Raw genomic sequence first — 24,114 nt, 5'->3', positions numbered from 1 at the left:
TATTCTAAAGATTAGACGAGTGGCTTAGGCTGCTGCGCTTCGTAAGGATGCGTAGGGCCAGTATGAATTTTTAGCTTCTTGATCATCTTGCGACCAAGGATATTGCGAGGCAGCATGCCCTTAACCGCGTGTTCGATGATGAACTCAGGTTTCTTCGCACGCATCTCTGCCATTGTGACGTGGCTTTCGCCGCCCATCCAGCCAGAGTAGAACATATAGCTCTTATCGCTGTTCTTCTTGCCGGATACTTTGATCTTCTCAGCATTGATAACAACGACGAAATCGCCAGTGTCTGCATGCGGAGTATAGATAGCCTTATGACGGCCGCGCAATACGTTGGCGATTTTTACGGAGATACGACCGAGTGTTTCTTCGGCAGCGTCAACCACGAACCAGTTCTTGGTGTGATCGGATGTAGTAGCTAAAGTTGTTTTCATGATTTTGGAAAAGCGGCAAACAGTAGAATGCGAGAAGGCGCTGTCAATTGGAATTTTAAACCTTTTCAGCTTATTTAGCTTTTTTATTGCAAATGGTCGCTGCTGCGTCATTTTCCGCTGCTTTTCCAAATACACCACTAAGAAGGAGCTATCACTTTGAGAGACGATTATTTACAGGCCGCACAATTGGTAATCCCTGATCCAATGATTTTGATCAATGTTATTTCGCGTCGTGCGAAACAACTGAAAAGTGGCTACAAGCCACTGATTGAGTCACTTGAACGCCTATCAGCCGAAGATTTGGCTCTACGCGAAGTCATGGAAGGTAAGATTACTTACCAGTTGGACGAAGAGAAACACAGCGACAGCGAATAGCTGTTTGCGAGTCGTTTATTCGTCTGATTCCAAATTTTAACGTTCCCTATATATAAAGGGAGATTTTACGGTGTGTGCTAAAAAAAAGTCACCGGAGGACCGATTTAAGGAAATCCGCAACGGCAAGGCTCACCACAATTATTTTGTGGGGGACTCTTTTGAGGCAGGTATCGTGCTGCAAGGCACCGAGGTAAAAGCGGTTCGTGCAGGCGATGCACAGATCACCGAAGGGTTTTGTCGTATCGAGAAAGGCGAGTGCTGGCTCTATAATTCGCATATTGGCGAATATAAGTTCGGAAACTTTGCCAACCACCCTCCGCGTCGGAAGCGTAAGTTAATTCTGCACCGTCGAGAGATTCATAAAATATTTGGTGCGATGGAGGCCGGCGGTAAGTCGCTGATCCCTCTGCGCATGTATCTGAAACACGGCCTAATTAAGGTCGAGATCGCGCTCTGCACGGGTAAGAAACTGTTCGATAAACGTGAGACGCTGAAGAAGAAGATCACGATGCGTGAAGCTGAGCGCGAAATGCGCCACCATAAATAGGGCGCGTCACCACCACCATCATGTCTCAACAATCTGTCCTCGTTCAGGCTCCGGCCAGCACCTCGAATTGTGGCCCTGGCTTTGATACACTTAGTATCGCTCTGACACTGTATAACTTTGTGCGCATTACCTCGCGCGAGGATGCGCAGATCGTAAGCATTGGCGAAGCTGCCGAGGGCACTCAGGCGATGGTAGAGGCGACTACGCGTGGCTTTCTTGATCTCGCTGGTGTCGAATACGGCGGGTTTGACTATGAGATTTGGGGCGATGTGCCGTTGGCGCGTGGTCTCGGTTCGAGTGCGACCGTGCGCGCGAGTATTGTCGCTGGGCTGAATGCATTGACTGGTAGCCCGCTAGATCAGGACGCGATGATTCGCCTAACGACTCAGTTGGATAATGCGCCGGATAATGCCTGCGCCGTATTTGCGGGAGGTTTTTGTATCGCTCGCACAGATCCAGACAGTTTTGCCTATCGCGAACATGTGCGCTTCGGCTTGCCTGAGTCGTTGATGTTTGTCGCCGTGTCACCAGCTTATCAGGTGTTGACGAAGAATTCTCGCCGTGTTCTGCCCGATAGTATCCCGTTTAATGATGTGGTGCGCAGTGCGAATAGCTTGGCATTTTTAGTCGGAGCGCTCGTTTCCGGTGAATTCGCGCGTCTCAAAGGTGCGGTGAATGACTATATTCACCAGCCTTACCGTGAGTTGCTCAATCCATTTGGGCACGAAAGTATTCAGGCGGGGTGTAATGATGGCGCATTTACCGGATGGCTCAGTGGTAGCGGATCGACCGTGATTTGTGTGACAGATAAGGCGCATGCGCTACAAGTCGGCGCTGCGATGCAGCAGGTTTACAAGTCCAATGGTGTGAGTAGTCGTGTCTATCGTCTCGTCGCTGATAACACTGGCCTGACGGTTTCGTAGTTACACTCGGAGTTTTATAATCTCCGAGGCAGTATACGTGCCATTGGTTTTACTGAGGAGCGGAGGGGTAGTATTTCTCGTCAGCTAAGCTTTCCATTAAGTGCTGAGTGGTCGGGCTGTTGTCACGGAAGCTCAGTAGCTCGTCTTTAGTCAGTGTTGGGCTGCGGCCGAGAGCCATCGCATTGCGTAGGACACGTGTGATTCTTGAGTAATCTAGCTCGGCGCATTCGGCTTCGAGGTGCTTGATCGCAGAGCTGTCGATTGAGCGTGCTTGCAGGAACGGGTGCGCCATGCGCAGCATGCTGAATATGGAGTGGGCGATCGCTGAAATATCATCTGCACGACTCGCCATACCTGGGATCTGGAGTAGGTGACTGGTGCCGCGCACTGCGTCGAGCGTTGGGCGGATATTGTCAGGGAAGCAGGACTCGGACTCGATTTCGTGGCCAATGATTAGGTGCAGGTATGTGTCCTGCTCTTTGAGCTGCATTTTGAGGTGACCTAGGAAACTGGCAATCTCAGAGACGGACTGACTGTTGAGCTCAAGTGTGAGACCGAGATAGCAGTATTGAGTGACTTTTGCGGCCATGGCCGATTCTGCCAGTTCCTCTAGCTCTTGAGACTTTAGGTTCATCGGGTCGAACACGATGAGTGGGCTGATGTCTCCGTTGGCCTGAAAGTTGAGTTCGCGGGCTGCGAGTTCGAATTCTGCACCGTCCTCGCCTTGCAGCATTGTAAATTTATGTTTCCCTGCGGCTTCTTTTAGCTCTGCTGCGAAGTGTTTCATCGCGTCGCTATTTGCCTGCAAGTAGCGTGTCGTTTGTGTGACTGCTGCTACTGGCGCTTCAGCGACTGGGGTAGTCGCGGTGGCATCGGTTGTTTGGCTTGTGGCTTTCTTTTTTGCGACTGCCTTTTTCTTTGCTTTCTTTTTCGCTGCCTTACGTGGTGCTGATAGTTTGGTGAGCTCGTGGAAGAGAGTGATTAGCCGTTTTTTTGTGCGAGCATCATCTTTCGATAATATTAAAAAGTGTTCATTGCCCATCGGGCTGTAGTTCACGGAACCAGTATCGCTAGGCTCGAAGACGACCATGTGTGTCTTGCGTGATCCTAAGTAGATCGGTTCAAATGCCCAAATGTGTTCTTCGAGCTGCAGATCGTAAAAAACGGCATCTGTCTTTTTTAAACGGCTGAGCTTTTTTTCCAGAGTCAACAGGGTGTCATGGAATACATACTTCTTCCCCATCTCATCTAGGAAGGCTCCCAGTCGAGTTTTGACTTCAGAATTTTGTGTTAAGATGTGAATGCTCATTGTTCGTGCTTATTTGGAGATGTCAGATGTTAGTTAGGGTAAACATCTGTCGTTGAACTATTATGGCATAGGGGTATCGCCCTGTTGGGCGTGAAGGATCACTGCCAGACTCAATGTTTTTCTAGGAAGGTCAATGAGTAGATAGTAAGCAGAGCTAATATTATGTGCGTTTTAATATTTTTTTTACGTTATTTGTGCGTGTTACGTGAAGTTACACGCTGCGTATGTGAATTTTAACTACACTTGCGCTGCTTTTTCCTTCATCGTGCGATAGTCCAATTTGCCTGTTCCGAGTAGGGGCAGGGCATCGACGAGTTGCCAATCTTTGGGATTTGGCTTCCAAAGGTTAGGGATGTCGAGGGCTTTGAGCATTTCGCGGATCGCGTCCTCGTTGAGCTCTGCAGCGTTATGAAGCACGCAGAGTTTCTCGCCCTTGCGCTCGTCGTCGATTGCAACGACTGCTAGCGCATCCGGCCCGAGTTTGAGGGCTTCTTGCAATGCTTTTTCCACGGCACCGTGTGAGATCATTTCGCCGCCGAGTTTACTGAAGCGCGAGAGCCGTCCAGTAATGGCAAAGAATCCGTCAGGGTCCATCAGGCCGATATCGCCTGTATCATACCACCCGTCGTGCAGGACGGATTGGGTGAGCTCTGGCTTCTTTAAGTAGCCGACCATGACGTTCGGTCCTTTAATGTAGATGAGACCTTCTTCGCCTGGGGCTAGGTTGTCGCCTGTTTCTGGGTGCACGATCTTCATTGCCATGCCGGGTAGGGCACGACCGAGGCGGTCTTCGCGATTGCCTGTTTCTTCCAGGTTGTCGACTTCGACGTTTGGCAGGCTGAGCGCACAGACGGGTGAGAGTTCGGTTGCTCCGTAGCCTTCGAGTGGGTGGATCCCGAACTTTTTCTCAAACATCGCGGCGATGCGCGGCTGTAGCTTTTCAGCTCCGGTGAAGACGTAGTGTAGGTTGGCGAATTGCTCGGGCTTAATCTTACGTGTGTAGGCGAGTAGGAAGCTCGGTGTCGTGAGTAAAATGGATGCTTTATATTTTTCTGCGAGCTTACCGATTTTTTCGCCTTCCAGTGGATTCGTGTGGCAGGCTGTGGTGATACCCGAAATGAGTGGGAACCAGAACGTAACGGTGTAGCCGAATGAATGAAAGAAGGGGAGTGTGGCTAGCATCACGTCCTCACGCTTCGGGCTGACCACTGAGCGGAAGGACTCGATATTGGACAGCAGGTTGTGATGACTGAGCATGACGCCCTTTGGTTCGGCGGTTGATCCGCTGGAGAACAGGATCGTGGTGACCTCGTCCGGTCGGATACGTTTGGTGCCTAGTAAAATGCGTGCCGGTCTGATGCGTGCTTTGAGGAAGGTGCGGAATTTTTCGGTGCCGCTGATGTCTTTGAGTAAGTCTTCCATGTAGAGGACGTTCTCGGCGAGTGGCAACTCGGGTAAGACTTCGAGGAATTTGCGCGAGGTCAGCACGGTGCGGATCTCACATTGCTCTTGTGCTGACTTTACGCTGGATGGTGGTGCGGTGTAGTTGAGGTTGACGCTGATGCGTTGATCGAGCGTGGTGGCGATGTTTGCCATCGCGGATGCAGGTCCCGTTGGGAGTAAGATGCCGATGCTCTGCTCCTGCTTTGTCGTGTGCGCGCGAAGTCGGTCGCGTAGTATGAGGCTGGCGATTAGTAGCTCTCCGAATTTGAGCTCGCGGCCTGTGCTGTCAACCATTGCTAGTTTACTCCAATTGCGACGGGCGGATTGGATGAACTCGTGGCCGATGCTTTTGCGGTCTTCTTTGACGAGTTCGAAGGAGTCGACCGACAGCTCACTGACAGCTTGTTGCACTTCGAATGTGGTCGAGGTGGCTGGGAGCGGTGTGCCGAAGTGAACGCTAACTGGGTAGCGAAAGTCACTGCGCAGGCGGATTTTTGGCATGCCTTGTTGGAAGCTAGCAACGCTGCCCCATGCGCCACCGATATAGACGGGGATGATTGGGTAATCGGTGCCTTTCACGATACGCTCAAAGCCTTGCTTGAAAGGGCGCATCATGCCGGTTCGTGTGATGTGGCCTTCGGCGAAGATGCAGACGAGGTAGCCTTCGTCGAGTGCGGTGCGTGCAGTCTTCAGGGATTGAAGGAGCTTTTTCGGGTTGTCGTGGCTGTGGATGAGGATGACCTTGGCGAGTTTGACGATCTTTTTGGTGAGCCATCCGGCATCATCGTAATATTCGCGTGACATTAACATGCGGACGCGTCGTTGCTGGCTGGTCACGATTAGCACGGCATCCATGAGGCTGACGTGGTTGCAGACCAGTAGGGCTGGTTCGTTGGCTGGTAAGTTATCGAGCCCACGCACGCGGAAACGGTAGCAGAACCGAGTCACGAGCATCAGAATGAATTTTACAAAGAAATCTGGCAGCACCCAGAGGCTAAAGAGTGCGAGGGCCAATAGCATACATGCGAGTAGGAAGAATCCATGTTGCGCGGTGGCATGCAGTATAGAGGAGTTGATGTAGATAAAAGCACTGGCAGCTAGAATGCCGATCCATGTTGCGAAGGAACTGGCGGCTTGGATCGCACCGACACGGTCGGCCGGGCTGCGATACTGCACGAATGATTCGAGCGGCACGATGAACAGGCCTGATGCAAATCCCAGGACAAACATGCTGATTGCTGATAACCAGAGATTACCTTCTGATAGGGTGCCTAAGACTCCGAGGCAGAGGCTCATCAATAGTGCGCCTACCGGGACGATACCGAACTCAATTGAGCGACCACTGAGCCAGCCCGCAGTCGTTGAACCGACGCCGATACCTATGGCAGTGAGTAAAAAGAGGTTCGTTGCCTGCTCTGGGGTCAGTCCGAGATGTTGTGCGCCATAGTCGATGACGTTGAGTTGAATGAAGGCGGCAGCTAGGTAAAACACTGCGAGTGCTAGCACTGCTAGTGTTAGAAAGCCGTCTTTACGGATTTCCAAGAAAGTCTTAAAGACTGAGCCGAAGCCGTTGAGGCTGAGGTGGCGCTCTGGGTGAGGAGGCGTCGGTGAGATTTTGAGTGACGTGGCGAGTCCAAATGCCGCGATCAGTAGGCAAACACAGGCGGCGAGACTGAAGTTTTCATGCGTCCAAGTGCTGAGTTGGGGAGCTAAGACGGTGCCGCTGATGATCGCGATGAAGGTGAAGAGTTGAATCGAGCCATTTGCTTTGGAGAGTCGCTCGGAGTCGACCATCTCTGGGATGATTCCCAGCTTGCAGGGGCCAAAGAAGGCGCTCTGTGTCGACATCAGGAGCATGGTGGTGTAGAGCATGGGACTACTTTCGAAATAGAGTGCCGCGATTCCAAATGCCATGATGGTAAACTCTGATATTTTGAGTTTAACAATCATTCCCTGCTTACTGAACCTATCGGCAAAGTTACCTGCAATGGGGACAATGATTAGAAAAGGCAGTGCAAATGTTAGCCCGACGAGTGCCAAGATTGTGGCGGAACTGGCCTCTCCGGCTTTAATCGCATCCAGATTCCAAGCCATCAGCGCATACACCATGATGAGCTTAAACACGTTGTCATTCATTGCGCCACCGAACTGAGTGAGGTTATGCCACCAAAATGTCTTCGGGAGTGTGTTATTCTTCATATTTAATCGGTCGTATGCTGAGTTTCGATGTGCGGAAATTTGACGACGAAGACCCACTGCGTCGAGGTTTTATCCGTGGTGCACACTCTTAGGCACGACTGTCAATTAGAGGGCGTGTGACGCGATATGGCTACTCGGCTTTATTGGCGGCAACTAAAGGTGACTTCGTCTCGATGGCTGCCTGTGGCAGGATCAATCGAATCGTGGTGCCTTCCCCTAAAGTGCTTTCTGCTTCGATAGAGCCACCTAAGAGCCGAGCGATTCCTCGTGCGATGGCGAGGCCTAGCCCCCCTCCGCCATAGCGGCGTGAATCAGAGTCATCCATTTGGTAGAAGGCTTCAAAGATACTTTCGAGCACGTCCTCACTCATGCCGATCCCAGTGTCGATGACTTCGAAAGTTAATGCGGGCTCGTTGGTGGTGTCGACATAGTTGGCTCGCAATGTAATGGAGCCTTCGTCTGTGAATTTAATCGCATTGTCGACGACTGAGAGTAGCGCGTGGCGCAGACGAGCGTAGTCGGTGCGTATGACCTCGGGGATGGTCGTTGAAAACTCCTCTATGATTTCTAGTTTCTTGACTGCGGCGTGTGACTGCGCTGCTGCGACGATTTCGTCAAAAAGCTCTCTGACATTTAATTCCCTACGCTGTGGTTTCATTTCTTCGGCCTCGATACTTGAGAGGTCGATAATGTCGGAGAGCATTTTGACTAGATGGTCTGCATTCTCTCGAATGTGCTCTAAAGTTTTCTGTTGATCGTCGTCGAGATTACTTTCGCTGAGTAAGGCAGTGAAGCCTGAGATCGTATGTAGCGGGGTGCGTGTTTCGTGACTGATGTTAGCGAGGAACTGAGATTTAGCGCGGTTGGCTTGTTCGGCACGGGTTTTAGCGGTAAGTAATTGTTGCTCAAATGTCCGCCGATTCTCGATTTCAGTTTGTAGTAGTTGTTTGTGCTTCGTGTTTTCGACGATCAGTTGAGCCAAGTGCTTAAATTCCGATTGCGAGTGTGTGATGCTTTCGAGGATTTGATTGTCTCCGGTTTCCATCGCACGAGAGAGTTTGCGCAGCGGACGTGAGATAGTGACGTAAATAAAGGCGAGTAAGCAGATGCCGCCGATGGTAAATGCGACCAGTATGAGTGTTCGATGGTGTGCTTGCTTCTGAATGAGCTGACTGGCGACAGGCAGTGTTTTATAGACGTTAAGAGTAATGATCGGTCGTTCTTGATAGTCGTGGTAACTGCGCTGGAAGCTGATGTGATCGGAGTTGGAGGTTTGATTGAACTCATCGTTGTTTAGATAGATAGTTGCACCAGTGAGCGTTTCCAATTCATGAATGAATTCTGTGTCCCAGTAGCTCGCAGTGGCTAGGTATCCGTAATGTTTTCCACTTCGATCATGGTCGGATTGTGGCTGTATGGGCGCGTAGAAAAGTTCTCTGATGCCTTTGGGGGTCTGATCGAAGGTTGCTTGAAACCATTGATCGATCGGTCTGTTGAGTATGGTTGTTGGTAGTTGATCTGGGAATCGCACGCCACTTTGTGTGGTGGAGGCTAAGCCCGCATCTAAAGTGGGGGTGAGGCGCTTCCCCTTTGAGTCATAGATGCAGAACAAGTCGACTCCATAGGTGTTGAGTGACTCTTCAAATTGCTTTTCCACCCACTCCATGTTTGGTTCTTGGATCCAGTCAATCAGGTCTTGCCAGTAGGAGTAGTCCATCGCCAGCGTCTTCATACTCTCACGCTTTAGATTCACCAGTTGATCGAAGGTGAGTGCTTCTTTTGCTTCAAGGGATTGGTAGGTGTGCGCCAGGTGCTTTTGTGATTTCTGGTTGATACCAACGAAGAGCGCGCTGAATAAGACCAATAGCAAGGTCTGGAGTATGATGAGTTGAATGTAGACTTTCACTTCTTCGGGTATGGGTAGAAGCAAAATCTACAACAACTCTAAGGGCGGCGTCAAACTGTAGATTGCCTTTGCTCTGACTGGATCAGTGCATCGAACAGAATCTCTGCAGGGTGCAGTGCCGTGCGGCCCGTGCCGTCGTGGATTTGATGGCGGCAGGAGGTGCCTGAGGCAGCGATGAGGACGTCGCTCGGTGTATTTCGGACGGAAGGAAATAGCACGAGTTCGCCGATTTGCATGGACAGTTCGTAGTGCTCTTTCTCGTAGCCGAAAGAGCCTGCCATGCCGCAGCACCCGCTGGGAATCATGTGAACTTTGTAGCCATCGGGGATTTGTAAGGCGCGCACAGTCGGCACGACGGACGCCAGTGCCTTTTGGAAGCAGTGGCCGTGCAATTTGATGAGCGTTGGCTTGGCTTGAAACTGGTCGCTTCGTATACGGCCTGCGTCGAATTCACGCACTAGGAACTCGTCGAGCATGAGACAGTTTTGGGAGAGTATGCGTGCGGTGTCTTTTAGCTCGCCGTCGGCGAGGTCGATATATTCATCGCGAAATCCGAGTATTGCTGAGGGCTCTATACCGATCAGTGGTGTGTCTGTGGAGATGAGCGGTGCTAGCTGGCGGACATTGGCGTTGGCGATCTGTTTGGCTTTGCGGATCAATCCTTTTGAGAGCCAGGTGCGTGCGCTTTCTAAATGTTTCGGGATGATGACCTCATAGCCGAGGCGCTCTAAGAGCTGCACAGTTTTCTGGCCTATTGGCACATCGTTGAAATTGGTGAACTCGTCGCAGAACAAGTATACCCGTTTCGGGGAGACCTGAGGAGGGAGGCTGACGTGGGTTTGCTTTTGATGCCACTGTATCAGTGTCGTGCGGTGAAGCCGTGGGATCGTCCGGTCGGGGTGAAAGCCGATGAGCTTGTTGAGCGTCTTGCGTAGGACGGGCGTGTTGACGATGCCGTTCCAGAGCCATGGGGTGTAGGATGCGAGCTGGCTGCTTCGTGTGAAGTTGGCGATCAGCTTCGTGCGTAGCGGCACGCCGTTGGCATCGTAGTAGTGCTGAGTGAACTCGGCCTTCAACTTTGCCATGTCAACGTTGGAAGGGCATTCGGACTTACAGCCTTTGCACGAAAGGCAGAGGTCGAGCACGTCTTTGACTGATTCGTTGTCGAAGGGCTGAAGGGGATTTACTGGATTGGTTAATGCGTGGCGTAGGGTATTGGCGCGGCCACGTGTGCTGTCTTTCTCGTTGCGCGTTGCCATATAGCTCGGGCACATGGTGCCGCCAGCGAGCGGACCTTTGCGGCAATCTCCAGAGCCATTGCAATTCTCGGTGGCATTGAGAATACCTTTGTTACTGGAGAAATCGAAGATGGTCGCGTAGTGCGGATCGGGAGTTTTCGGGCCGTAGCGTAGGTGGCTATCCATCGGTGGTGTGTCGATGATCTTGCCCGGGTTGAAGCGGTTCTCGGGGTCGAAGGCTTCCTTGATTTGCCGCATCATGGCGAAGCATTGATCGCCAACCATGAAGGGGATGAATTCGCCGCGCAGGCGACCGTCGCCATGCTCGCCGCTGAGCGAGCCGTTGTATTTTTTGACCAGTGCAGCGACATCTTCGGCGACTGCACGGAATGTCTTCAGGCCTGCTTCGGTCTTTAGATTGAAAATCGGGCGGGTGTGCAGTTCGCCAGAGCCGGCATGTGCATAGTAAACGCATTCTTTGCCGTGTTTCTCGCGCATGAGTTGATCAAACTCGGCAATGTAGTCGGCTAGTTCGGTAACATCGACGGCGGTGTCTTCGCAGACTTCGCGTGGCTTTTCGTGGCCGGGGAGGTTGCTGACGAGGCCTTGTCCGGCGCGGCGAAGTTCCCACACTTTGCTTTCGTCGGCACCTTTGAGCACAGGGAAATGGGTGCCATAGCCTGCGGCCTGGATGTCAGTGGTGACTTGAGTAATCGCTTCGTCTACGGAGTCCTCGGTCTCGCGGCGAATATCAACAACGAGGATTGCACCAGGATCGCCTTGCACGAAGAAGCGGTTTTTCGCTTGGTCGCGGTTGCGCTTGGTGGCTTCAAGAATGTGACGGTCGAGTAGCTCGACTCCGAAGGGCTTTGAGTTGAGTGCAGGCAGCACGGAGCGCAGCGCTTGATCGATGGTATTGAAGTGCGCACAGAGTAGGGCGCTGTGCTTTGGCGGCAGGGGATCGCAATCGAGTTCAAACTCGGTGCCGAAAAAGAGTGTGCCTTCGGAGCCGGCGATCAGTTTACATAGATTGAAGGGTTTGTCGGAGGACGGATCGAACACTTCGGCATCCATCAAAAGATCAAGGGCATAGCCCGTATTGCGACGTGGGATGCTACGCTTCGGATAGTGCTTGGTGATGAGGGCGCGGTTGGCCGAGTTGCTCAGTAATTCGCGGCATTTTTGATAGATGGCAGCTTCGAGGCTGTCTTCTTCGCATTTTGCGTTGAAAGCTGTAGGGCTGAGCGCTTCGAAGATGACTTCGGAACCATCGCTTAGGTAGCCTTTGCAGGAAACGAGATGTTCGCGGGTGGAGCCATAGGCAAGTGAGTTTGAGCCGCAGGAATTGTTGCCGACCATGCCACCGATCATGGCGCGGTTGGCAGTGGATGTCTCGGGGCCAAACACGATACCGTGGGGCTGCAACGCGTGGTTGAGCTCGTTACGCACAACGCCAGGTTGCACGCGCACGCGTCGCTGCGCGGTATTAATCGATAGGATTTGGTTTAAGTGCCGCCCCGCATCGACGACGATTCCGTTGCCAACGACTTGTCCCGCGAGCGAGGTGCCTGCGCCGCGAGGAATGAGGCTCAGTTGATGCGCTGCCGCGTATTCAATGAGCTCACGAATGTGCTCTGGCTTCTCCGGAAATGCGACAGCAAGCGGCAGTTCTTGATACTCGGAGGCATCGGTCGCGTAGAGCTCACGCAGCATGCGCTCCGTGTGGAATTGAAAGTTGAAACGATGAGGCGTTGCGACGTGTAGCATGAGTTCGGAGTCGAGCGCCTATTGTAGTTTGACCGTGGTGAATTAGGCTACCAGAACTTGAGCGGGTTGCCTTTATCGATGGTGACGCCGTTTTCAGTGGTGGTGCCACAGCTCGTGAGTGCAGGGGCTATCGATGCAAGTAACAGAAGGAGGATGAGAGTGCGGATGCGTTTCATATTTTTATCGGAATGTGTTGGTTAACTCTCGGCAGAGAGCACCGTCTTTGCCTGCTTGTCGTAGAGGCTACGGTAGAGATCGTTGCTGTGATAGATTTCTTTATGAGGGCCAGTTGCGATGATCTCGCCGTCGTCGAACACGAAGATGCGGTCAGCGTGTTGAATCGTGCTGAAGCGGTGGGCGATGATAATGACGGTGCGTCCCTTCGATAGGTTCTCGAGTGCAGACTGAATGTTGTGCTCGGATTCGGCATCGAGGGCGGAGGTCGGCTCATCGAGTATGATGATCGGAGCATTCTTGAGAAAGGCTCTAGCGATCGCTACGCGTTGGCGTTGACCGCCAGATAGGCGTGAGCCGCGTTCGCCGACCATGCTCTCGTAGCCATCGTCGAAGGCTTCAATGAAATCGTGGGCATGCGCCATACGTGCCGCTTCTTTGACTTCTTCCAGAGTAGCGTCTGGCTGACTCATACGGATGTTGTTGGCGATCGTGTCGTCGAAGAGGATGGCCTCTTGTGATACCAGTGCGATTTGCTGGCGCAGATCCGCTTTGAGCACGTCGCGTAGGTCGGTGCCGTCGAGAGTGATGGACCCTTCGGAGGCATCGTAGAAGCGTGGCACCAGATTGGCAAAAGTGGTTTTTCCTGCGCCACTCGGCCCAACCAGCGCAACGGATTCACCCGCTTCGATGGTGACATTCACGGATTTCAATGCAGCTTCTTCGTCGTAGCTGAAGGTGACGTTGTTGAACTGAATTTTACCCGAGACGGCGCGGATCGTGACGGGGTTCGTCGTCTCTGGGACGGTATCTTCGTAGTCTAAAATGTATTCTAGGCGGTCCAATGAGGCTTCAGCGCTACGAATTGTATTGGATACGCCACCTAAGGACTTGATCGGTTGGTAACACATATAAAGTGCGGCCAGAATCGAAGCGATGTCTCCGGGAGCGATTTCTTTTTTGACCGCCACGTAGAGGGCAAAGACAATTGCTAGGGAGGATACAAATTCAATGAGAGGCGAGAGTGCTTTTCCGTATTTTACGGTTTTCATGCCCAGGATGAATAGTTTTCGGCATTTTTTTGCGAAACGATCGACTTCTCTAGATTCCAAGTTGTAAGCGCGGATTTCTCGAACGGAGGCAAGGTTCTCGTTGAGCACGTCATTGAGTTGCCCGCCCAGCTTGAGTGATTTTCTGGACTTTTTTAGGATCTGTTTGCCGATCATTCGAATCGGAAGCACGCAGGCTGGGACGGATGCGAGGGCTATCAGCAAAAAGGAGACGTTGCTTTGTGTGATCGTCAGGTAGATCAAGAATCCGAAGGCACTGAGTAGTGTCATGGGTTCCTTGATCAGGCTATTAACGACTGTGACCAGCGCTGACTTGAGTTTGTTGGTGTCGCCTAAGACACGACTCATTAAGTCGCCAGTATGGTTTTTATGGAAAAATGCAAGTGGCAGGTGCTGGACTTTCTCAAAAACCATGACTCGAAGGCGTTCGACGACATGCATGCCTGCATAGGCCATGAAATACGCATTGAAGAAGCTGCCGATGGAGCGGAGCGCGAATGCAAATGGAATGGAGGCGAGGATCAGTGTCAGTTTGACGCCAGTAGGGGCATCGTCACTCGTCACTAAGGGCACCAGATATTTGATGACAAAGGGAAGACCTGCACCAGAGGCTGCTGCAGAGACGACACCAAAGAGTAAGCCGAGCGCAAATTGTTTGCGGACGGGCTTAAGGTATTTGAAGTAAGGGCCGAAGCGTTTTAAAAACATAAAGAAAAGGAGCGCGTAGCAGCGAAAGCGTTGGGTGCATCTATGCGTTTGCGAAGAAGCCTGCGATGACTTCGACGACACGGGCGATTTGCTCAGGAGCAAGATCAGGGAAGATTGGTAATGCGAGGCTCATGGATGCGGCGCGTTCGGCATGTGGGAAGTCGCCCTTCTTGTAGCCTAGAAGACGGAAGCACTCTTGCTCGTGCAGCGCGAGTGGATAGTAGATTTCGCAGCCGACGTTGTTGGCTTGCAGGTGCTTGAGCAGTGCGTCGCGTTGGTCTGAGTAGATGACGAACTGATTGTAAATGTGGTAGTTGCCTTCCTTTTCAGTTGGCAAAATGATGCCGTTGTTGAGGTCGCCGCTTTCGAGTGTGTCGGCGCTGCGGCTGATGCCAGCTTCGTTGCTGAGCTTGTGGTAGAGTGCGGCGTTTTCGCGGCGCTGCTCGTGCCAGCTGTTGAGGTGGTTGAGCTTTACGTCGAGCACGGCGGCTTGCAGTGCGTCGAGGCGGAAGTTGCCGCCGACACGTGGATGGAAATATTTCGGTTCCATGCCGTGGTTGCGCAGTTGGCGGCAGATGCCTGCGTATTCGGCATCGTTCGTGACGACCATGCCCCCGTCGCCGAAGCCACCGAGGTTCTTCGTCGGGAAGAAGGAAAGGCAGCCCATGTGCCCGAAAGAGCAGGCGGGGTGTCCGTTTTGCTTGGCACCGATCGCTTGAGCAGCGTCTTCGATGACTAGGATATCGTGCTCACGGGCGACGCGGTTGACGGCGCGCATGTCTGCCATTTGGCCGAATAGGTGGACGGGGATGATGGCGCGCGTTTTGTCGGTGATGACGGCTTCAACCTTAGAGACGTCGATATTAAAGGTGTCTGGCTCAATGTCGACAAACACCGGCTTCGCGCCGAGGCGGATGATCGATCCGACGGTGCCGAAGAAGGTGTAAGGAGTGGTGATGACTTCGTCGCCCTCGCCAATCCCCATGGCCATGAGTGCTACGATTAGAGCGTCGGTGCCGGAGGAGACTCCAATGGCGTGCTCGGTTTCGCAGTAGGTCGCGCTGGCTTTTTCGAATTTCTCAACAGTGGGGCCGAGGATGAAATACTGGGAAGCGATGACTTCGGCTACAGCTGCATCAAGCTCTGGCTTGAGGGCAAGGTATTGTGGCTTGAGGTCAAGAAGTGGGACTGAGATCGGATCGGACATAAAAATTTAAATGGCTAATAGCTGATAGCGAATAGGTAATGAATGATTAAGCGTTGAGCAATTCTTCCGCTGAAATGGGTGCGGTGCCGAGGTGGCTGACGACGATGCCTGCGGCGCGGTTGGCTAGTGTGGCTGCTTCTTTGAGCGGCTCTCCCGCTGCGAGTGCGGCGGTGAGAACGGCGATCACGGTATCGCCTGCGCCGGAAACGTCGAACACTTCGCGTGCGACGGTGGCAATACGGCCGATGATCTTACCCTTTTCACCAAGAAGCATGCCTTCGGCGCCGAGGGTGATGACGAGTTTCTCGGGGTTGTATTTGTTGAAAATTGCAGCGCTCACGGCTTCGTCGTCGAATTCGGCGTCGGAGCTACTGTCGAAGCCTGCCATTTGCAGGGCTTCGGCTCGGTTAGGCGTCATGAGCGTCATGCCGTGTAGGTCGAGGTGACGCTTCGGCTTGGGGTCGACAATCAGCAGCGGCTGCTCGGGCAGTGTGGCGAGATGCGTGCGCACCGCGTTGAGAAGCGTGTCGTTGACCACGCCTTTGGCGTAGTCGGAAAAGAGGATGGCATCCGCATTGGAGATCAATTCGAGGAATTGAGGATCTTGCAGAATATGGTCGAGCCCGTAGGCTGCGGGCTTCGCCTCGCGGTCGATTCGGCAGAGTTGCTGACGCTGCACGACGACACGGGTTTTTAGAATCGTAGTCGCGCCGTCTTTTTGCCCTATAGGGGAGAGCTGTATACCGCGGTGAGTGAGCACGTCGCTGAGCAAGACGCTCTCGGGGTCGTCGGTGTAGGAACCAACGAGAGTGGTCGGCACGCTGAGTCCGGCAAAGTTGTTTGCCACATTGGCCGCGCCGCCAGGGACGTAGGTGTCTTTCGCGACGGATACCACTGGCACTGGTGCCTCTGGGGAGATGCGCGTGGCGTCGCCCATAATGTAGTGGTCGAGCATGATATCGCCGATCACGACGATGCGCAGCTTCGCGAATTTATCTAAAGTGGCTTGAATATCCATGGGAGAGGGCTGAGGTGGGAGACTTGAGATGGGAGGCTTTGAGATCTGAGGCGGGAGACTTGAGAGCTGAGATGGGGGAATTGAGACTATCTACGTTTTTCGAGATATTGTGCCGAAGGTTCGTATAAATTTATCTGAGCCTCAAGTCTCCTCTCTCAGGCCTCAGCCTTCTTCCCCTTCCCCCTTCCAGTCTTCGACTTCGACGAGTTCGAGCCAAGCATGAAGTATGAAAGTATGCAGTTCTTGAATGCGGGCGGTGTTATCGCTCTCGACGATGATGGCATGGTCGGCGATTGCCTTGATTTTACCGCCGTCTTTGCCTGCGAGCAGAATGGTGGTGACGCCGTTTTTCTTGGCCGCTGTAAAGGCGCGGGCGACGTTTTCGGAATTTCCGCTGGTGGAGAACCCGACCAGAATATCATCAGACTTACCGAGGGCTTCGATTTGGCGGGAGAAAATTTCGTCGAATCCGTAATCGTTGCCAATACAGGTGAGCACGGAGGTGTCTGTGTTGAGCGACACGGCTGGTAGCGGGCGGCGATTGCCACGATAGCGACCAACGAGCTCTTCGCAGAGGTGCATGGAGTCGGTGGCGCTGCCACCGTTGCCGCAAGCGAACACAGTCTTGCCTTGGCGTAGGCGCTCGACGATCATATGCCCCGTTGCTTCGACAGCAGCGAGCTGTGCGGCGAACTTGTCGAGGCAAGCTTTGAGAGTGTCGTAATCTTTTTGAACGAGAGACATGTGGAGAATTAAAAATTAGGAATTAAGAATTAGGAATTTCCTAAATCGAGCCGGCTTTATGGATCTTTTCGATCATCTTAGTGGTGCTAAAGCCTTCGAGGAAAGGCAGGAATTTGATCTGTGCTCCGACAGCGTCGAAGGCTTCGCGTTCCGGCTGGTAGAGTGTGTCGATGGTGTAGTCGCCTGCTTTGGTGTAAATGTCGGGCTTTAGCAGCTGAATTTCTTCGGTCAGGCGTGGCTTGTTAAACACCACGATGTAATCGATGCAGCTGAGTGCGGCGAGTGAGAAGGCGCGTTCGGCCTCCGACTGAATCGGGCGTGTTGGTCCTTTGAGTGCGCGCACGCTTTCGTCGCTATTAATCAAAATCCATAGGTGATCACCGAGCTTCTTGGATTCCTGAAGGTAGGAAATGTGGCCGACGTGGAGCAGATCGAAGCAACCATTGGTCATAACCATGGTTTGTCCGGCGGCGCGTTCGGAGGCACGCACTTCGAGTGCCTGCTCCATTGTGAGCCATTTTTTATTAGGCAAATTCATTGCTTAGCCTTCCTGCCCTAGGTGCTTGCCGGTGACTAGGTAGTTTTGCACGTAGTCTTTGACGGCGTCTTTCAGGGAGAAGCCTACACTGGTGTCGTAGCCAGTGGCTTTGAGCTTATCGGTATTGGCGCAGGTGTAATACTGGTATTTGCCCTTCAGTTGCTCGGGCATTTCGATGTATTTGATGTTCGGCTCTAAGTCGAGTGCGGCAAAAATCGCTTCGGCGAGGGTGTTCCAGGTGTTGGCTTCGCCGGTTCCTAGGTTGAAGAGGCCGTTGGCGGTCGGTGTGTTGGCCAAGTGAATGGTCATGGCGACGGCGTCTTTCACGTAGAGGAAGTCACGCATCTGGTTGCCGTCGGTGTAGTCGGGGTGGTAGCTCTTGAAGAGGCCGATCTCGCCGGTGGCTTGCACTTGCTCGAAGGCTTTGTTGACGAGGCTGCGCATCTCATCTTTGTGCCATTCGTTGGGACCGTAGACGTTGTAATATTTGAGGCCGACGATCTTTTTGTCCCAGCCCATGCGCTGAGCATAGCAGTCGAACATATGCTTGGAGTAGCCATACATGTTGAGCGGTGTCAGCGTGTGGAGATCTTCGAGGGTGTCGTCCATGCCTTGGCTGCCGTCGCCGTAAGTGGCTGCGCTGGAAGCGTAAACAAAGCGGATGTCTTTCTCGATGGCGATGCCAGCGAGGGTCTTAGTGTATTCGTAGTTATTGCGAATCAGATAGCTCGCGTCGCGCTCGGTGGTGGCAGAGCAGGCGCCGAGGTGGTAAAACGTGTCGAATTGATCGAAATAGTCAGGGTCTTCTTCGACCAGCATGATCAGGTCGTCTGCTTCGATGTAGTCGGCGTAGCGAAGGGGGACGAGGTTCTTGAACTTCTCGTCGGTGCCGAGGATGTCGGATACGACGATGTTGGTGTTGCCTGCTTCGTTGAGGGCGTGGATCAGGGCGCTGCCGATGAAGCCTGCGCCGCCGGTGACGAGTGTATATTTGCCTGTGCTCATTGCTTAAAAATCTGTGTTATCTGGTGTGAAACTCAAAGAATCGTCGCAGTATCAAGATTTGTTGGGCTTAAGACTAGTCTATAATCTTAAAAGAGGAGTTAGGAGGCAGGAGTTAGAAGTTAGCGACTGAACTTGGCAATTAGGCATCTAGCGATCAACTTTTGAGTCTGGGGTAATTGAGCGGATACAGTCGGGGAAAGTGTCACGGAATTCGTAGTCGCCATCGATTTGACCTGCGTGGTGGGCGGCGGGGAGTTGCGGCTTGCCACAACCGACTGCCCACGCGGTGGATCCCACATTCCATGCGGTTTCGAGGTCGACCAGGGTGTCGCCGATCATATGTGTGGCGGCTTCTGGAGCAGCGAGATGTTTCAGCGCTTCGTCGATGAAGCGTGTCGAGGGCTTGCGATAGCCGCCTTCGGTGCCGGGCGCTTCGGGCGCGATGCACCAGCCTGCGATGTCTTCTGGTTGAAGGTCAAGGAGTTCGAAGAGTCGGCGCTGGCAGGCGTGGACCTTCTCGATCGGGAAATAGCCACGGCCGACGCCGGATTGGTTGGTTAGGATAAAAAACGGGATGCCACGGGCGATGAGCTCGTGGACAGATTTCTTCACGCCGGGGAGTAGCTCGATCTGCTCAGGATCGCTGATGTAGTCAACGTGGCGGATGAGTGTGCCGTCGCGATCCGCGAAGATTGCGAGGCTCGGTGTAGTGTTTGCGAAGCGTGGGTTGAACCAGACGTTTTTCATTTAGGAGGGAATGTTGGAATTGTAGCGTGCAGCTTTAGCAAACGTTCAGTGCCCTGAGCCAGCACGATGCATGTTTGGTGACGCGCAATGCCATTGCATATTAGAAAAAACAGCTAGGATGATGTTCAAAAAATGGGTATTTTATTGCCACAAAAAGGCACGAAGAAGCACAAAAATTGCTGCTGCCTAGTTTTTGTGCTTCTTCGTGCCTTTTTGTGGCTCAATCTCAGTGCTATAGGTTTTTGTTTCATACGAAAAGTATACAGATATAGAAATATGCACTGGACGTTTGCTAAAGCGGCACGCTACGGCTTTTACAATTGTAAGATGCGCGGGAGCTCCGGTGCTTTGCCATGAAAGCCATGATACAGCTTGCAGGCGCGTTTGAGGATGCCTTGCCACAGTTTTTGGTTGGCCTGTAGTTGCTGCTTCCAGTCTGCGCCGAGGTAGATACGTAGGTAGCGCGCATAGTCTGCCGAAGTCATGCCGACATCCATCGCGGAGAAGAGTAGCGACGCGAGGTCTTTGAGTAGCCAACGGTGTGGCACGCTGGGGCGATGTTGCACGCGGTGCAGGTCGATCAGGTTGAGCGGGATGCTTTGGCCTGGTTGCCAGTTGCGGATCAAGTCGCGGTTAATGAGAAAGTGGTTGATGTAGAAGTCGCGGTGATTGATCCCTTGGCCGTGCATGGTGCGTCCCATACTGGCGACTTCGTGGATTAAGGCGCGTTTGAGCGCGACAAAGCGCGAGCCGGTGGTGCCCATCCAGCCGTCTTTGAGGTGCTCGAGCGTCTCGCAGTCTTCGAGTGCATCGAGCACGACGAAGGATTCGATGGCGTGTGGATAGCGTCCGCGTTCGCCTTTGCCCAAGACTTTAGGCACGCGCACGCCAGCGGCGGCGAGCGTGGCTGCGCCTTCCCATTCGGTGCGGGCGCTGACGACGGGTTTGCGCAGGCGATACCACTCTTTGAGCACTTCGCCCCAGCCGCAGCCGAGGTGACGTTTGACGTAAAAATGCATGTCGCCCAAGTTGACCTCGTAAGTCAGGCGGTTTTTGACGTGTCGGTGCACTTCGCCGCCACCTTCAAGAAACCACTCAAAGGGATCCGCGCCTTCAGGGAGGGCGCTACGGAGTTCGTCTGTGAGTTCGATCATCAGTGAGAGTGAGAAGTGAGAAGTGAGAAGTGAGAAGTGATACAGGCATTCCTGCCTGTTGCGTTGGGGCGGCGCTGACTCTGACTGGGTAGACAAGAATGTCTACATCACTTTACGGGCAGAGTTGAGAAGACGTTAACATGCTCCCTTCGGAAAGTATAATCCACAACTCTAACTAGGTTTTTTTGCTCAGGATGTTCTCAATCATCTTCGCTGCGGCTTGATGACAGCTGTATAAATCTTCCTTCGCACAATAGGCCAGTGCGTTTTGGCTCATGCGCTCTCTTTCAGCTGTATTCTGGATGAACGCTTTCAGTGTGGTGTTGAGTGCCTCTGGAGTAAACGGGGAGGGGATCACTGCACCAGCCTCGGCCTTTAGGATGTGTGGTGCGTAGCCGCAGGTGTCGGTGGTCAGCACGGGCAAGCCATGTGTGAGCGCTTCCAAAAGCACTTTGCCAGCTGATTCGCTATAGGCGGGGTGAAGCAGGAAGTCGGCGGCATCGTAAAAGCGATTCACATCGGCGCGGCCGCCGAGGAAACGCACGGTGATCCCTGCTTGTTTGGTGAGTGCTGCGAAGCGTGACGCGCTGCCATTGCCGACGATCCAGAATTCAAGGTTGGCCGCAGAGGATTGATTCGCCGCAAGCGCACGAAGCGCGCGATCGAGGCCTTTGATGCGATAGCCAGAGCCGACAAAGAGTGCGACGACGGTATCTTCAGCGGCTCCGAGCTCAGTGCGTAGTGCCGTGCGGTTGCTGTGTGCGGTCGCTGTGCTGCTCGTATTTTTTTCGACCCCTGGTGTGAGCAAATGAAATTTCTCTGGGCTGACGCCGTAGTGCTGGTTGAAGGCTGCGATTTCACGGTCGGTGAGCACGAGTGTTTCGGGTGCGGTATCACTGCCGAAGATTGTGTGTTCTAGGGCTTTGTAGTAGCGGTGCCGTAGGCGGCACTTATACCAAAAGGGCTTGTTCTTAACGCGTTCGACGTAGCACGGGTCGGCTGCGAAATAGATGTCGGACTTCGGGATGCGATTAAAGGCCACGACGCCATCGAGTTGGTGCTTCGGCAGCTCGGTGTCGAGTGCTCTAAAGAAGTGATCATTGCGCGCTATATTACTCCAGCCAGTTTTTCCGAGGAGATGTTGCTTCACATTCGTAGGGCAGACGCCTTTCCATGTCCGCGTGAAGATATGAACTTCATGCCCGCGCTCGGCGGTAGCGACCGCCGTAGCCAAGCAGTCTTCCTGAAGGCCACCGAAGGGATAATAGTCATAAAGCACGAAACCGATTTTCACGGGCGCTATGAGAGCGAGGTGCGTCGTGGGCGGCAATGCGAAAAGGAATTACATCGTTTTGCGACTGATGTTTTTTTAGGGCGGGACGGTTTTCACCATCTTACGATTGAAATCGCGCAGATTTATGTCGTCGAGTTCAATGCAGAAGCATTGATGGCAGTTGGGGGCAGGTTTTACTAGAGTTGGGGATATTATTTTATTTTACTGGTAGCATCGATGCTTTTATGCCCCATATAGGTGCATGTTGGATCAAACCTCAATGAAACGCACAGCACCTCGACGGCTATTTATTGCCGGTTCGTTTGTTGGTGATGTCAATACGAAGAAATGTGAGTTTTGGTTCAATTCAGAGGAGGCTAAAACATACTTCGATTCATTGCACCTTCTCAGTGCTCATAGCGTGGAGAAGGTCTCACCTTCTGGGTTTCACGAGGTGTATTTTCCTCGTTGGCTCTGTGATGCAAAAATTAATTCTGAGCTGTTTTACTCCGGTTTTGTGGCGATGTTGTCTCTCTTGTTTCGAGATCCTTTATTTTTGTGGGAATTGTTGGTTTTAGAGTTCAAAACCAAGCCATTTGAGCGCCCCGGACGTCGTTTGAAGTTTCGTAGGATACGGCGCGCGTTTCTGCGGGGAATTAGTGGTTTAGGAGAGGTGTTTCGCTTCTTTCATCATACCTCACTTTGCGATGGAGATACTGTTGTAGTGTGGTCTGAGCATTTGACTGGCATGCGATTATTGAAGAGGGAGGCGCTTCGTTCTGGTGCACGTTTGGTTTTTAGTGAATATGGAGAAATACCAGGGACGACATTTATTTGTGGTCAAGGTATGTTTCATGAATCTTGGCCGATACGGTATAAGGAGCAGTTTGGTGAATTGCCGGTAAGTCCTGATGAAATCGCAGTGATGAAAGCGCATCTGCAGTCTATTGTAAAAGGACGAATATCCTCTAAAGTCGGGCAATACGCCACCGATGCGAGCATGGAGACATTGGAACTGCCAGCTGGCCGGCCAGTGATTTACGTTAATGGGGTCCAGGCTCACTCTTCAGGCTTGTTCCCTCGTTGCTCCGATTTTTCTAAGGAATATTCGCCTGATTTTGGTAGTAACGAAGATATGCTCGAATACTTTGCTAAACTAGCGGAAAAGCATAATTGGACTATCTTATATAAAGATCATCCGAATACTAGTAACTATTATTTCGGGCAGGAGGTTCCCGCTTGTGCTTTTGGCGAGCATGTGAAGGTTCTTGGGAATATTGACATCTATGAGATATTGTCACTTGCTGACCTAACAGTCTCGCTCGGCTCTAAAACTGTTTTTCTGTCGCTGCTGGATCAGGTTCCCGTTTATTTATTGGGGCCTTATAGCATTTGTTCTGACGATTTAGGCAGTGGAGTTTCTGCAGGAGGAGATCCCGAAGAGGCAATCCTCTCGGCGCTTCAATCTGCTCGTAGTCTCGACGTCGATCATGATGGACTCATTGTGTATCTGACTCGTATGATGAAATATTATTATTACTCGATGGATGATGACATCAACAGTTTGTTTGGCCGTGGTCGGCAACAGTTCTGGACTGATTTTATTGATTACTTGTCTGGCGGGCGCTCTGTCATCTCTGCCAAAGTGAAACTGGAAATCTCAACCTGACAAAAAAAACTGACTGATGGGAAGTTATTACAAAAATTACCTCAACGCACATGATTCGGCCTTAGCTGGATTAGAAATTACTGACCGAGGTGGTGCAGTTATCGATCACGACCTGGGCTTTGATAAGCTATGCGAATTGTCAGGTCAGATTCGTGATGCGGGTCGTAATAAATATTTGGTTGGCAATGGTGCCAGTGCGGCGTTTGCGAATCATATGGCGCTAGATTGGACGAAGAATGGTGGCGTGCCGACGCACTCGTTCAGCGATTCAGCGCTGTTGACGGCTCTCGGCAATGATCTTGGTTATGAAGAGGCTTTTTCGGCTCCTTTGAGTTGGTATGCGAAGAGTGGTGATTTGCTGATTACTATCAGCAGCTCCGGTAATTCTCCTAATATCGTGAAGACGATTGAAGCCGCGCGTGCGAAGGGAATGGGCGTGGTGACGTTTTCTGGACTGAAACCGGACAATCAGTCGCGCCAAATGGGTGACATCAACCTTTACGTCCCTGCCAAGACTTACGGTATTGTTGAGTGCGCGCACCAGGTATTGTTGCACGTTTGGCTCGATAAGTTCATGGGTGTTACTGAGTGGGATCGTGAAGGCTTTCAGAACATGCAGAAGGACGCTTTTTCACTTTAGTCCGTTGCCGTTGAAGTCTAGAT

General features: G+C 52.4%; 21 protein-coding genes. 6 read left to right on the top strand and 15 right to left on the bottom strand.

What is annotated here, in order from left to right:
• Nucleotides 1-11: 11 nt before the first annotated feature.
• A complete protein-coding gene (gene rplM / locus GZZ87_RS01865; protein WP_162024745.1) occupies nucleotides 12-437 on the bottom strand; it encodes a 50S ribosomal protein L13 in 426 nt (141 codons plus the stop codon).
• 156 nt (nucleotides 438-593) lie between these two features.
• Here rplM and GZZ87_RS01860 point away from each other — a divergent pair, with 156 nt between their 5' ends.
• The 3 genes from GZZ87_RS01860 to thrB all read left to right on the top strand — a co-directional run bounded on the left by GZZ87_RS01860 (nucleotide 594) and on the right by thrB (nucleotide 2,282).
• On the top strand, nucleotides 594-812 hold the full coding sequence (locus GZZ87_RS01860; protein ID WP_162024746.1) for a DNA-directed RNA polymerase subunit omega: 219 nt from the start codon (nucleotides 594-596) through the stop codon (nucleotides 810-812).
• A 70-nt stretch (nucleotides 813-882) separates the two neighbouring features.
• Nucleotides 883-1,359 carry an SsrA-binding protein SmpB gene (gene smpB / locus GZZ87_RS01855; RefSeq protein ID WP_162024747.1) on the top strand — a complete coding sequence of 159 codons (477 nt, stop codon included), beginning with the start codon at nucleotides 883-885 and terminating at the stop codon, nucleotides 1,357-1,359.
• Between the two features lie 20 nt (nucleotides 1,360-1,379).
• Nucleotides 1,380-2,282, top strand: coding sequence for a homoserine kinase (gene thrB / locus GZZ87_RS01850; RefSeq protein WP_162024748.1), 903 nt, complete (start codon nucleotides 1,380-1,382; stop codon nucleotides 2,280-2,282).
• Nucleotides 2,283-2,331: 49 nt separating this feature from the next.
• On the opposite strand, the gene GZZ87_RS01845 is transcribed toward thrB, so the two are convergent.
• The 14 genes from GZZ87_RS01845 to GZZ87_RS01785 all read right to left on the bottom strand — a co-directional run bounded on the left by GZZ87_RS01845 (nucleotide 2,332) and on the right by GZZ87_RS01785 (nucleotide 21,659).
• A complete protein-coding gene (locus GZZ87_RS01845; RefSeq protein WP_162024749.1) occupies nucleotides 2,332-3,591 on the bottom strand; it encodes a hypothetical protein in 1,260 nt (419 codons plus the stop codon).
• A 237-nt stretch (nucleotides 3,592-3,828) separates the two neighbouring features.
• Nucleotides 3,829-7,233, bottom strand: coding sequence for an acyl-[ACP]--phospholipid O-acyltransferase (locus GZZ87_RS01840; RefSeq protein WP_162024750.1), 3,405 nt, complete (start codon nucleotides 7,231-7,233; stop codon nucleotides 3,829-3,831).
• Between the two features lie 130 nt (nucleotides 7,234-7,363).
• On the bottom strand, nucleotides 7,364-9,163 hold the full coding sequence (locus tag GZZ87_RS01835) for an ATP-binding protein (RefSeq protein ID WP_162024751.1): 1,800 nt from the start codon (nucleotides 9,161-9,163) through the stop codon (nucleotides 7,364-7,366).
• A gap of 26 nt (nucleotides 9,164-9,189) precedes the next feature.
• On the bottom strand, nucleotides 9,190-12,144 hold the full coding sequence (locus tag GZZ87_RS01830; RefSeq protein ID WP_162024752.1) for an FAD-binding and (Fe-S)-binding domain-containing protein: 2,955 nt from the start codon (nucleotides 12,142-12,144) through the stop codon (nucleotides 9,190-9,192).
• A 47-nt stretch (nucleotides 12,145-12,191) separates the two neighbouring features.
• Entirely contained in the window at nucleotides 12,192-12,320 is a 129-nt protein-coding gene (locus tag GZZ87_RS19870; protein ID WP_280178247.1) for a hypothetical protein, read from the bottom strand.
• Between the two features lie 21 nt (nucleotides 12,321-12,341).
• A complete protein-coding gene (locus tag GZZ87_RS01825) occupies nucleotides 12,342-14,096 on the bottom strand; it encodes an ABC transporter ATP-binding protein (RefSeq protein WP_162024753.1) in 1,755 nt (584 codons plus the stop codon).
• A 40-nt stretch (nucleotides 14,097-14,136) separates the two neighbouring features.
• Nucleotides 14,137-15,303 (bottom strand): DegT/DnrJ/EryC1/StrS family aminotransferase, encoded by a 1,167-nt coding sequence (locus GZZ87_RS01820; RefSeq protein ID WP_162024754.1) that lies wholly within the window; start codon nucleotides 15,301-15,303, stop codon nucleotides 14,137-14,139.
• 46 nt (nucleotides 15,304-15,349) lie between these two features.
• Complete coding sequence (locus tag GZZ87_RS01815) at nucleotides 15,350-16,321, bottom strand: PfkB family carbohydrate kinase (protein WP_162024755.1); 972 nt, start codon at nucleotides 16,319-16,321, stop codon at nucleotides 15,350-15,352.
• A 162-nt stretch (nucleotides 16,322-16,483) separates the two neighbouring features.
• A complete protein-coding gene (locus GZZ87_RS01810; RefSeq protein WP_162024756.1) occupies nucleotides 16,484-17,065 on the bottom strand; it encodes an SIS domain-containing protein in 582 nt (193 codons plus the stop codon).
• A 40-nt stretch (nucleotides 17,066-17,105) separates the two neighbouring features.
• Complete coding sequence (locus GZZ87_RS01805; RefSeq protein WP_162024757.1) at nucleotides 17,106-17,603, bottom strand: adenylyltransferase/cytidyltransferase family protein; 498 nt, start codon at nucleotides 17,601-17,603, stop codon at nucleotides 17,106-17,108.
• 3 nt (nucleotides 17,604-17,606) lie between these two features.
• Nucleotides 17,607-18,608 (bottom strand): ADP-glyceromanno-heptose 6-epimerase, encoded by a 1,002-nt coding sequence (gene rfaD, locus GZZ87_RS01800; protein ID WP_162024758.1) that lies wholly within the window; start codon nucleotides 18,606-18,608, stop codon nucleotides 17,607-17,609.
• 147 nt (nucleotides 18,609-18,755) lie between these two features.
• Nucleotides 18,756-19,355, bottom strand: a complete 600-nt coding sequence (locus GZZ87_RS01795; protein WP_162024759.1) for an HAD-IIIA family hydrolase — start codon at nucleotides 19,353-19,355, stop codon at nucleotides 18,756-18,758.
• 314 nt (nucleotides 19,356-19,669) lie between these two features.
• The gene (rfaP, locus tag GZZ87_RS01790) at nucleotides 19,670-20,509 is read right to left on the bottom strand and encodes a lipopolysaccharide core heptose(I) kinase RfaP (RefSeq protein WP_162024760.1); all 840 of its coding nucleotides are present in this window, start codon (nucleotides 20,507-20,509) and stop codon (nucleotides 19,670-19,672) included.
• A 175-nt stretch (nucleotides 20,510-20,684) separates the two neighbouring features.
• Complete coding sequence (locus tag GZZ87_RS01785; protein ID WP_162024761.1) at nucleotides 20,685-21,659, bottom strand: glycosyltransferase family 4 protein; 975 nt, start codon at nucleotides 21,657-21,659, stop codon at nucleotides 20,685-20,687.
• A 39-nt stretch (nucleotides 21,660-21,698) separates the two neighbouring features.
• Here GZZ87_RS01785 and GZZ87_RS01780 point away from each other — a divergent pair, with 39 nt between their 5' ends.
• From GZZ87_RS01780 to GZZ87_RS01770, 3 genes are all read left to right on the top strand, one after another.
• The gene (locus GZZ87_RS01780; RefSeq protein ID WP_162024762.1) at nucleotides 21,699-21,983 is read left to right on the top strand and encodes a hypothetical protein; all 285 of its coding nucleotides are present in this window, start codon (nucleotides 21,699-21,701) and stop codon (nucleotides 21,981-21,983) included.
• Between the two features lie 79 nt (nucleotides 21,984-22,062).
• The gene (locus GZZ87_RS01775) at nucleotides 22,063-23,451 is read left to right on the top strand and encodes a hypothetical protein (protein WP_162024763.1); all 1,389 of its coding nucleotides are present in this window, start codon (nucleotides 22,063-22,065) and stop codon (nucleotides 23,449-23,451) included.
• Nucleotides 23,452-23,467: 16 nt separating this feature from the next.
• Nucleotides 23,468-24,091: an SIS domain-containing protein gene (locus tag GZZ87_RS01770; RefSeq protein ID WP_162024764.1), complete on the top strand. Its 624-nt coding sequence runs from the start codon at nucleotides 23,468-23,470 to the stop codon at nucleotides 24,089-24,091.
• Nucleotides 24,092-24,114 lie beyond the last annotated feature (23 nt).

The sequence above is a fragment of the Lentimonas sp. CC4 genome (genome assembly GCF_902728235.1).
Taxonomy (GTDB): domain Bacteria; phylum Verrucomicrobiota; class Verrucomicrobiia; order Opitutales; family Coraliomargaritaceae; genus Lentimonas.
This window is presented reverse-complemented; position numbering and strand designations above follow the sequence as displayed.

Coding starts and splice junctions, on each gene's coding strand:
- rplM (WP_162024745.1), bottom strand. CDS start 437: ATGAAAACAACTTTAGCTACTACATCCGATCACACCAAGAACTGGTTC.
- thrB (WP_162024748.1), top strand. CDS start 1,380: ATGTCTCAACAATCTGTCCTCGTTCAGGCTCCGGCCAGCACCTCGAAT.
- GZZ87_RS01845 (WP_162024749.1), bottom strand. CDS start 3,591: ATGAGCATTCACATCTTAACACAAAATTCTGAAGTCAAAACTCGACTG.
- GZZ87_RS01840 (WP_162024750.1), bottom strand. CDS start 7,233: ATGAAGAATAACACACTCCCGAAGACATTTTGGTGGCATAACCTCACT.
- GZZ87_RS01830 (WP_162024752.1), bottom strand. CDS start 12,144: ATGCTACACGTCGCAACGCCTCATCGTTTCAACTTTCAATTCCACACG.
- GZZ87_RS19870 (WP_280178247.1), bottom strand. CDS start 12,320: ATGAAACGCATCCGCACTCTCATCCTCCTTCTGTTACTTGCATCGATA.
- GZZ87_RS01825 (WP_162024753.1), bottom strand. CDS start 14,096: ATGTTTTTAAAACGCTTCGGCCCTTACTTCAAATACCTTAAGCCCGTC.
- GZZ87_RS01820 (WP_162024754.1), bottom strand. CDS start 15,303: ATGTCCGATCCGATCTCAGTCCCACTTCTTGACCTCAAGCCACAATAC.
- GZZ87_RS01815 (WP_162024755.1), bottom strand. CDS start 16,321: ATGGATATTCAAGCCACTTTAGATAAATTCGCGAAGCTGCGCATCGTC.
- GZZ87_RS01810 (WP_162024756.1), bottom strand. CDS start 17,065: ATGTCTCTCGTTCAAAAAGATTACGACACTCTCAAAGCTTGCCTCGAC.
- GZZ87_RS01805 (WP_162024757.1), bottom strand. CDS start 17,603: ATGAATTTGCCTAATAAAAAATGGCTCACAATGGAGCAGGCACTCGAA.
- rfaD (WP_162024758.1), bottom strand. CDS start 18,608: ATGAGCACAGGCAAATATACACTCGTCACCGGCGGCGCAGGCTTCATC.
- GZZ87_RS01795 (WP_162024759.1), bottom strand. CDS start 19,355: ATGAAAAACGTCTGGTTCAACCCACGCTTCGCAAACACTACACCGAGC.
- rfaP (WP_162024760.1), bottom strand. CDS start 20,509: ATGATCGAACTCACAGACGAACTCCGTAGCGCCCTCCCTGAAGGCGCG.
- GZZ87_RS01780 (WP_162024762.1), top strand. CDS start 21,699: ATGAACTTCATGCCCGCGCTCGGCGGTAGCGACCGCCGTAGCCAAGCA.
- GZZ87_RS01775 (WP_162024763.1), top strand. CDS start 22,063: ATGAAACGCACAGCACCTCGACGGCTATTTATTGCCGGTTCGTTTGTT.
- GZZ87_RS01770 (WP_162024764.1), top strand. CDS start 23,468: ATGGGAAGTTATTACAAAAATTACCTCAACGCACATGATTCGGCCTTA.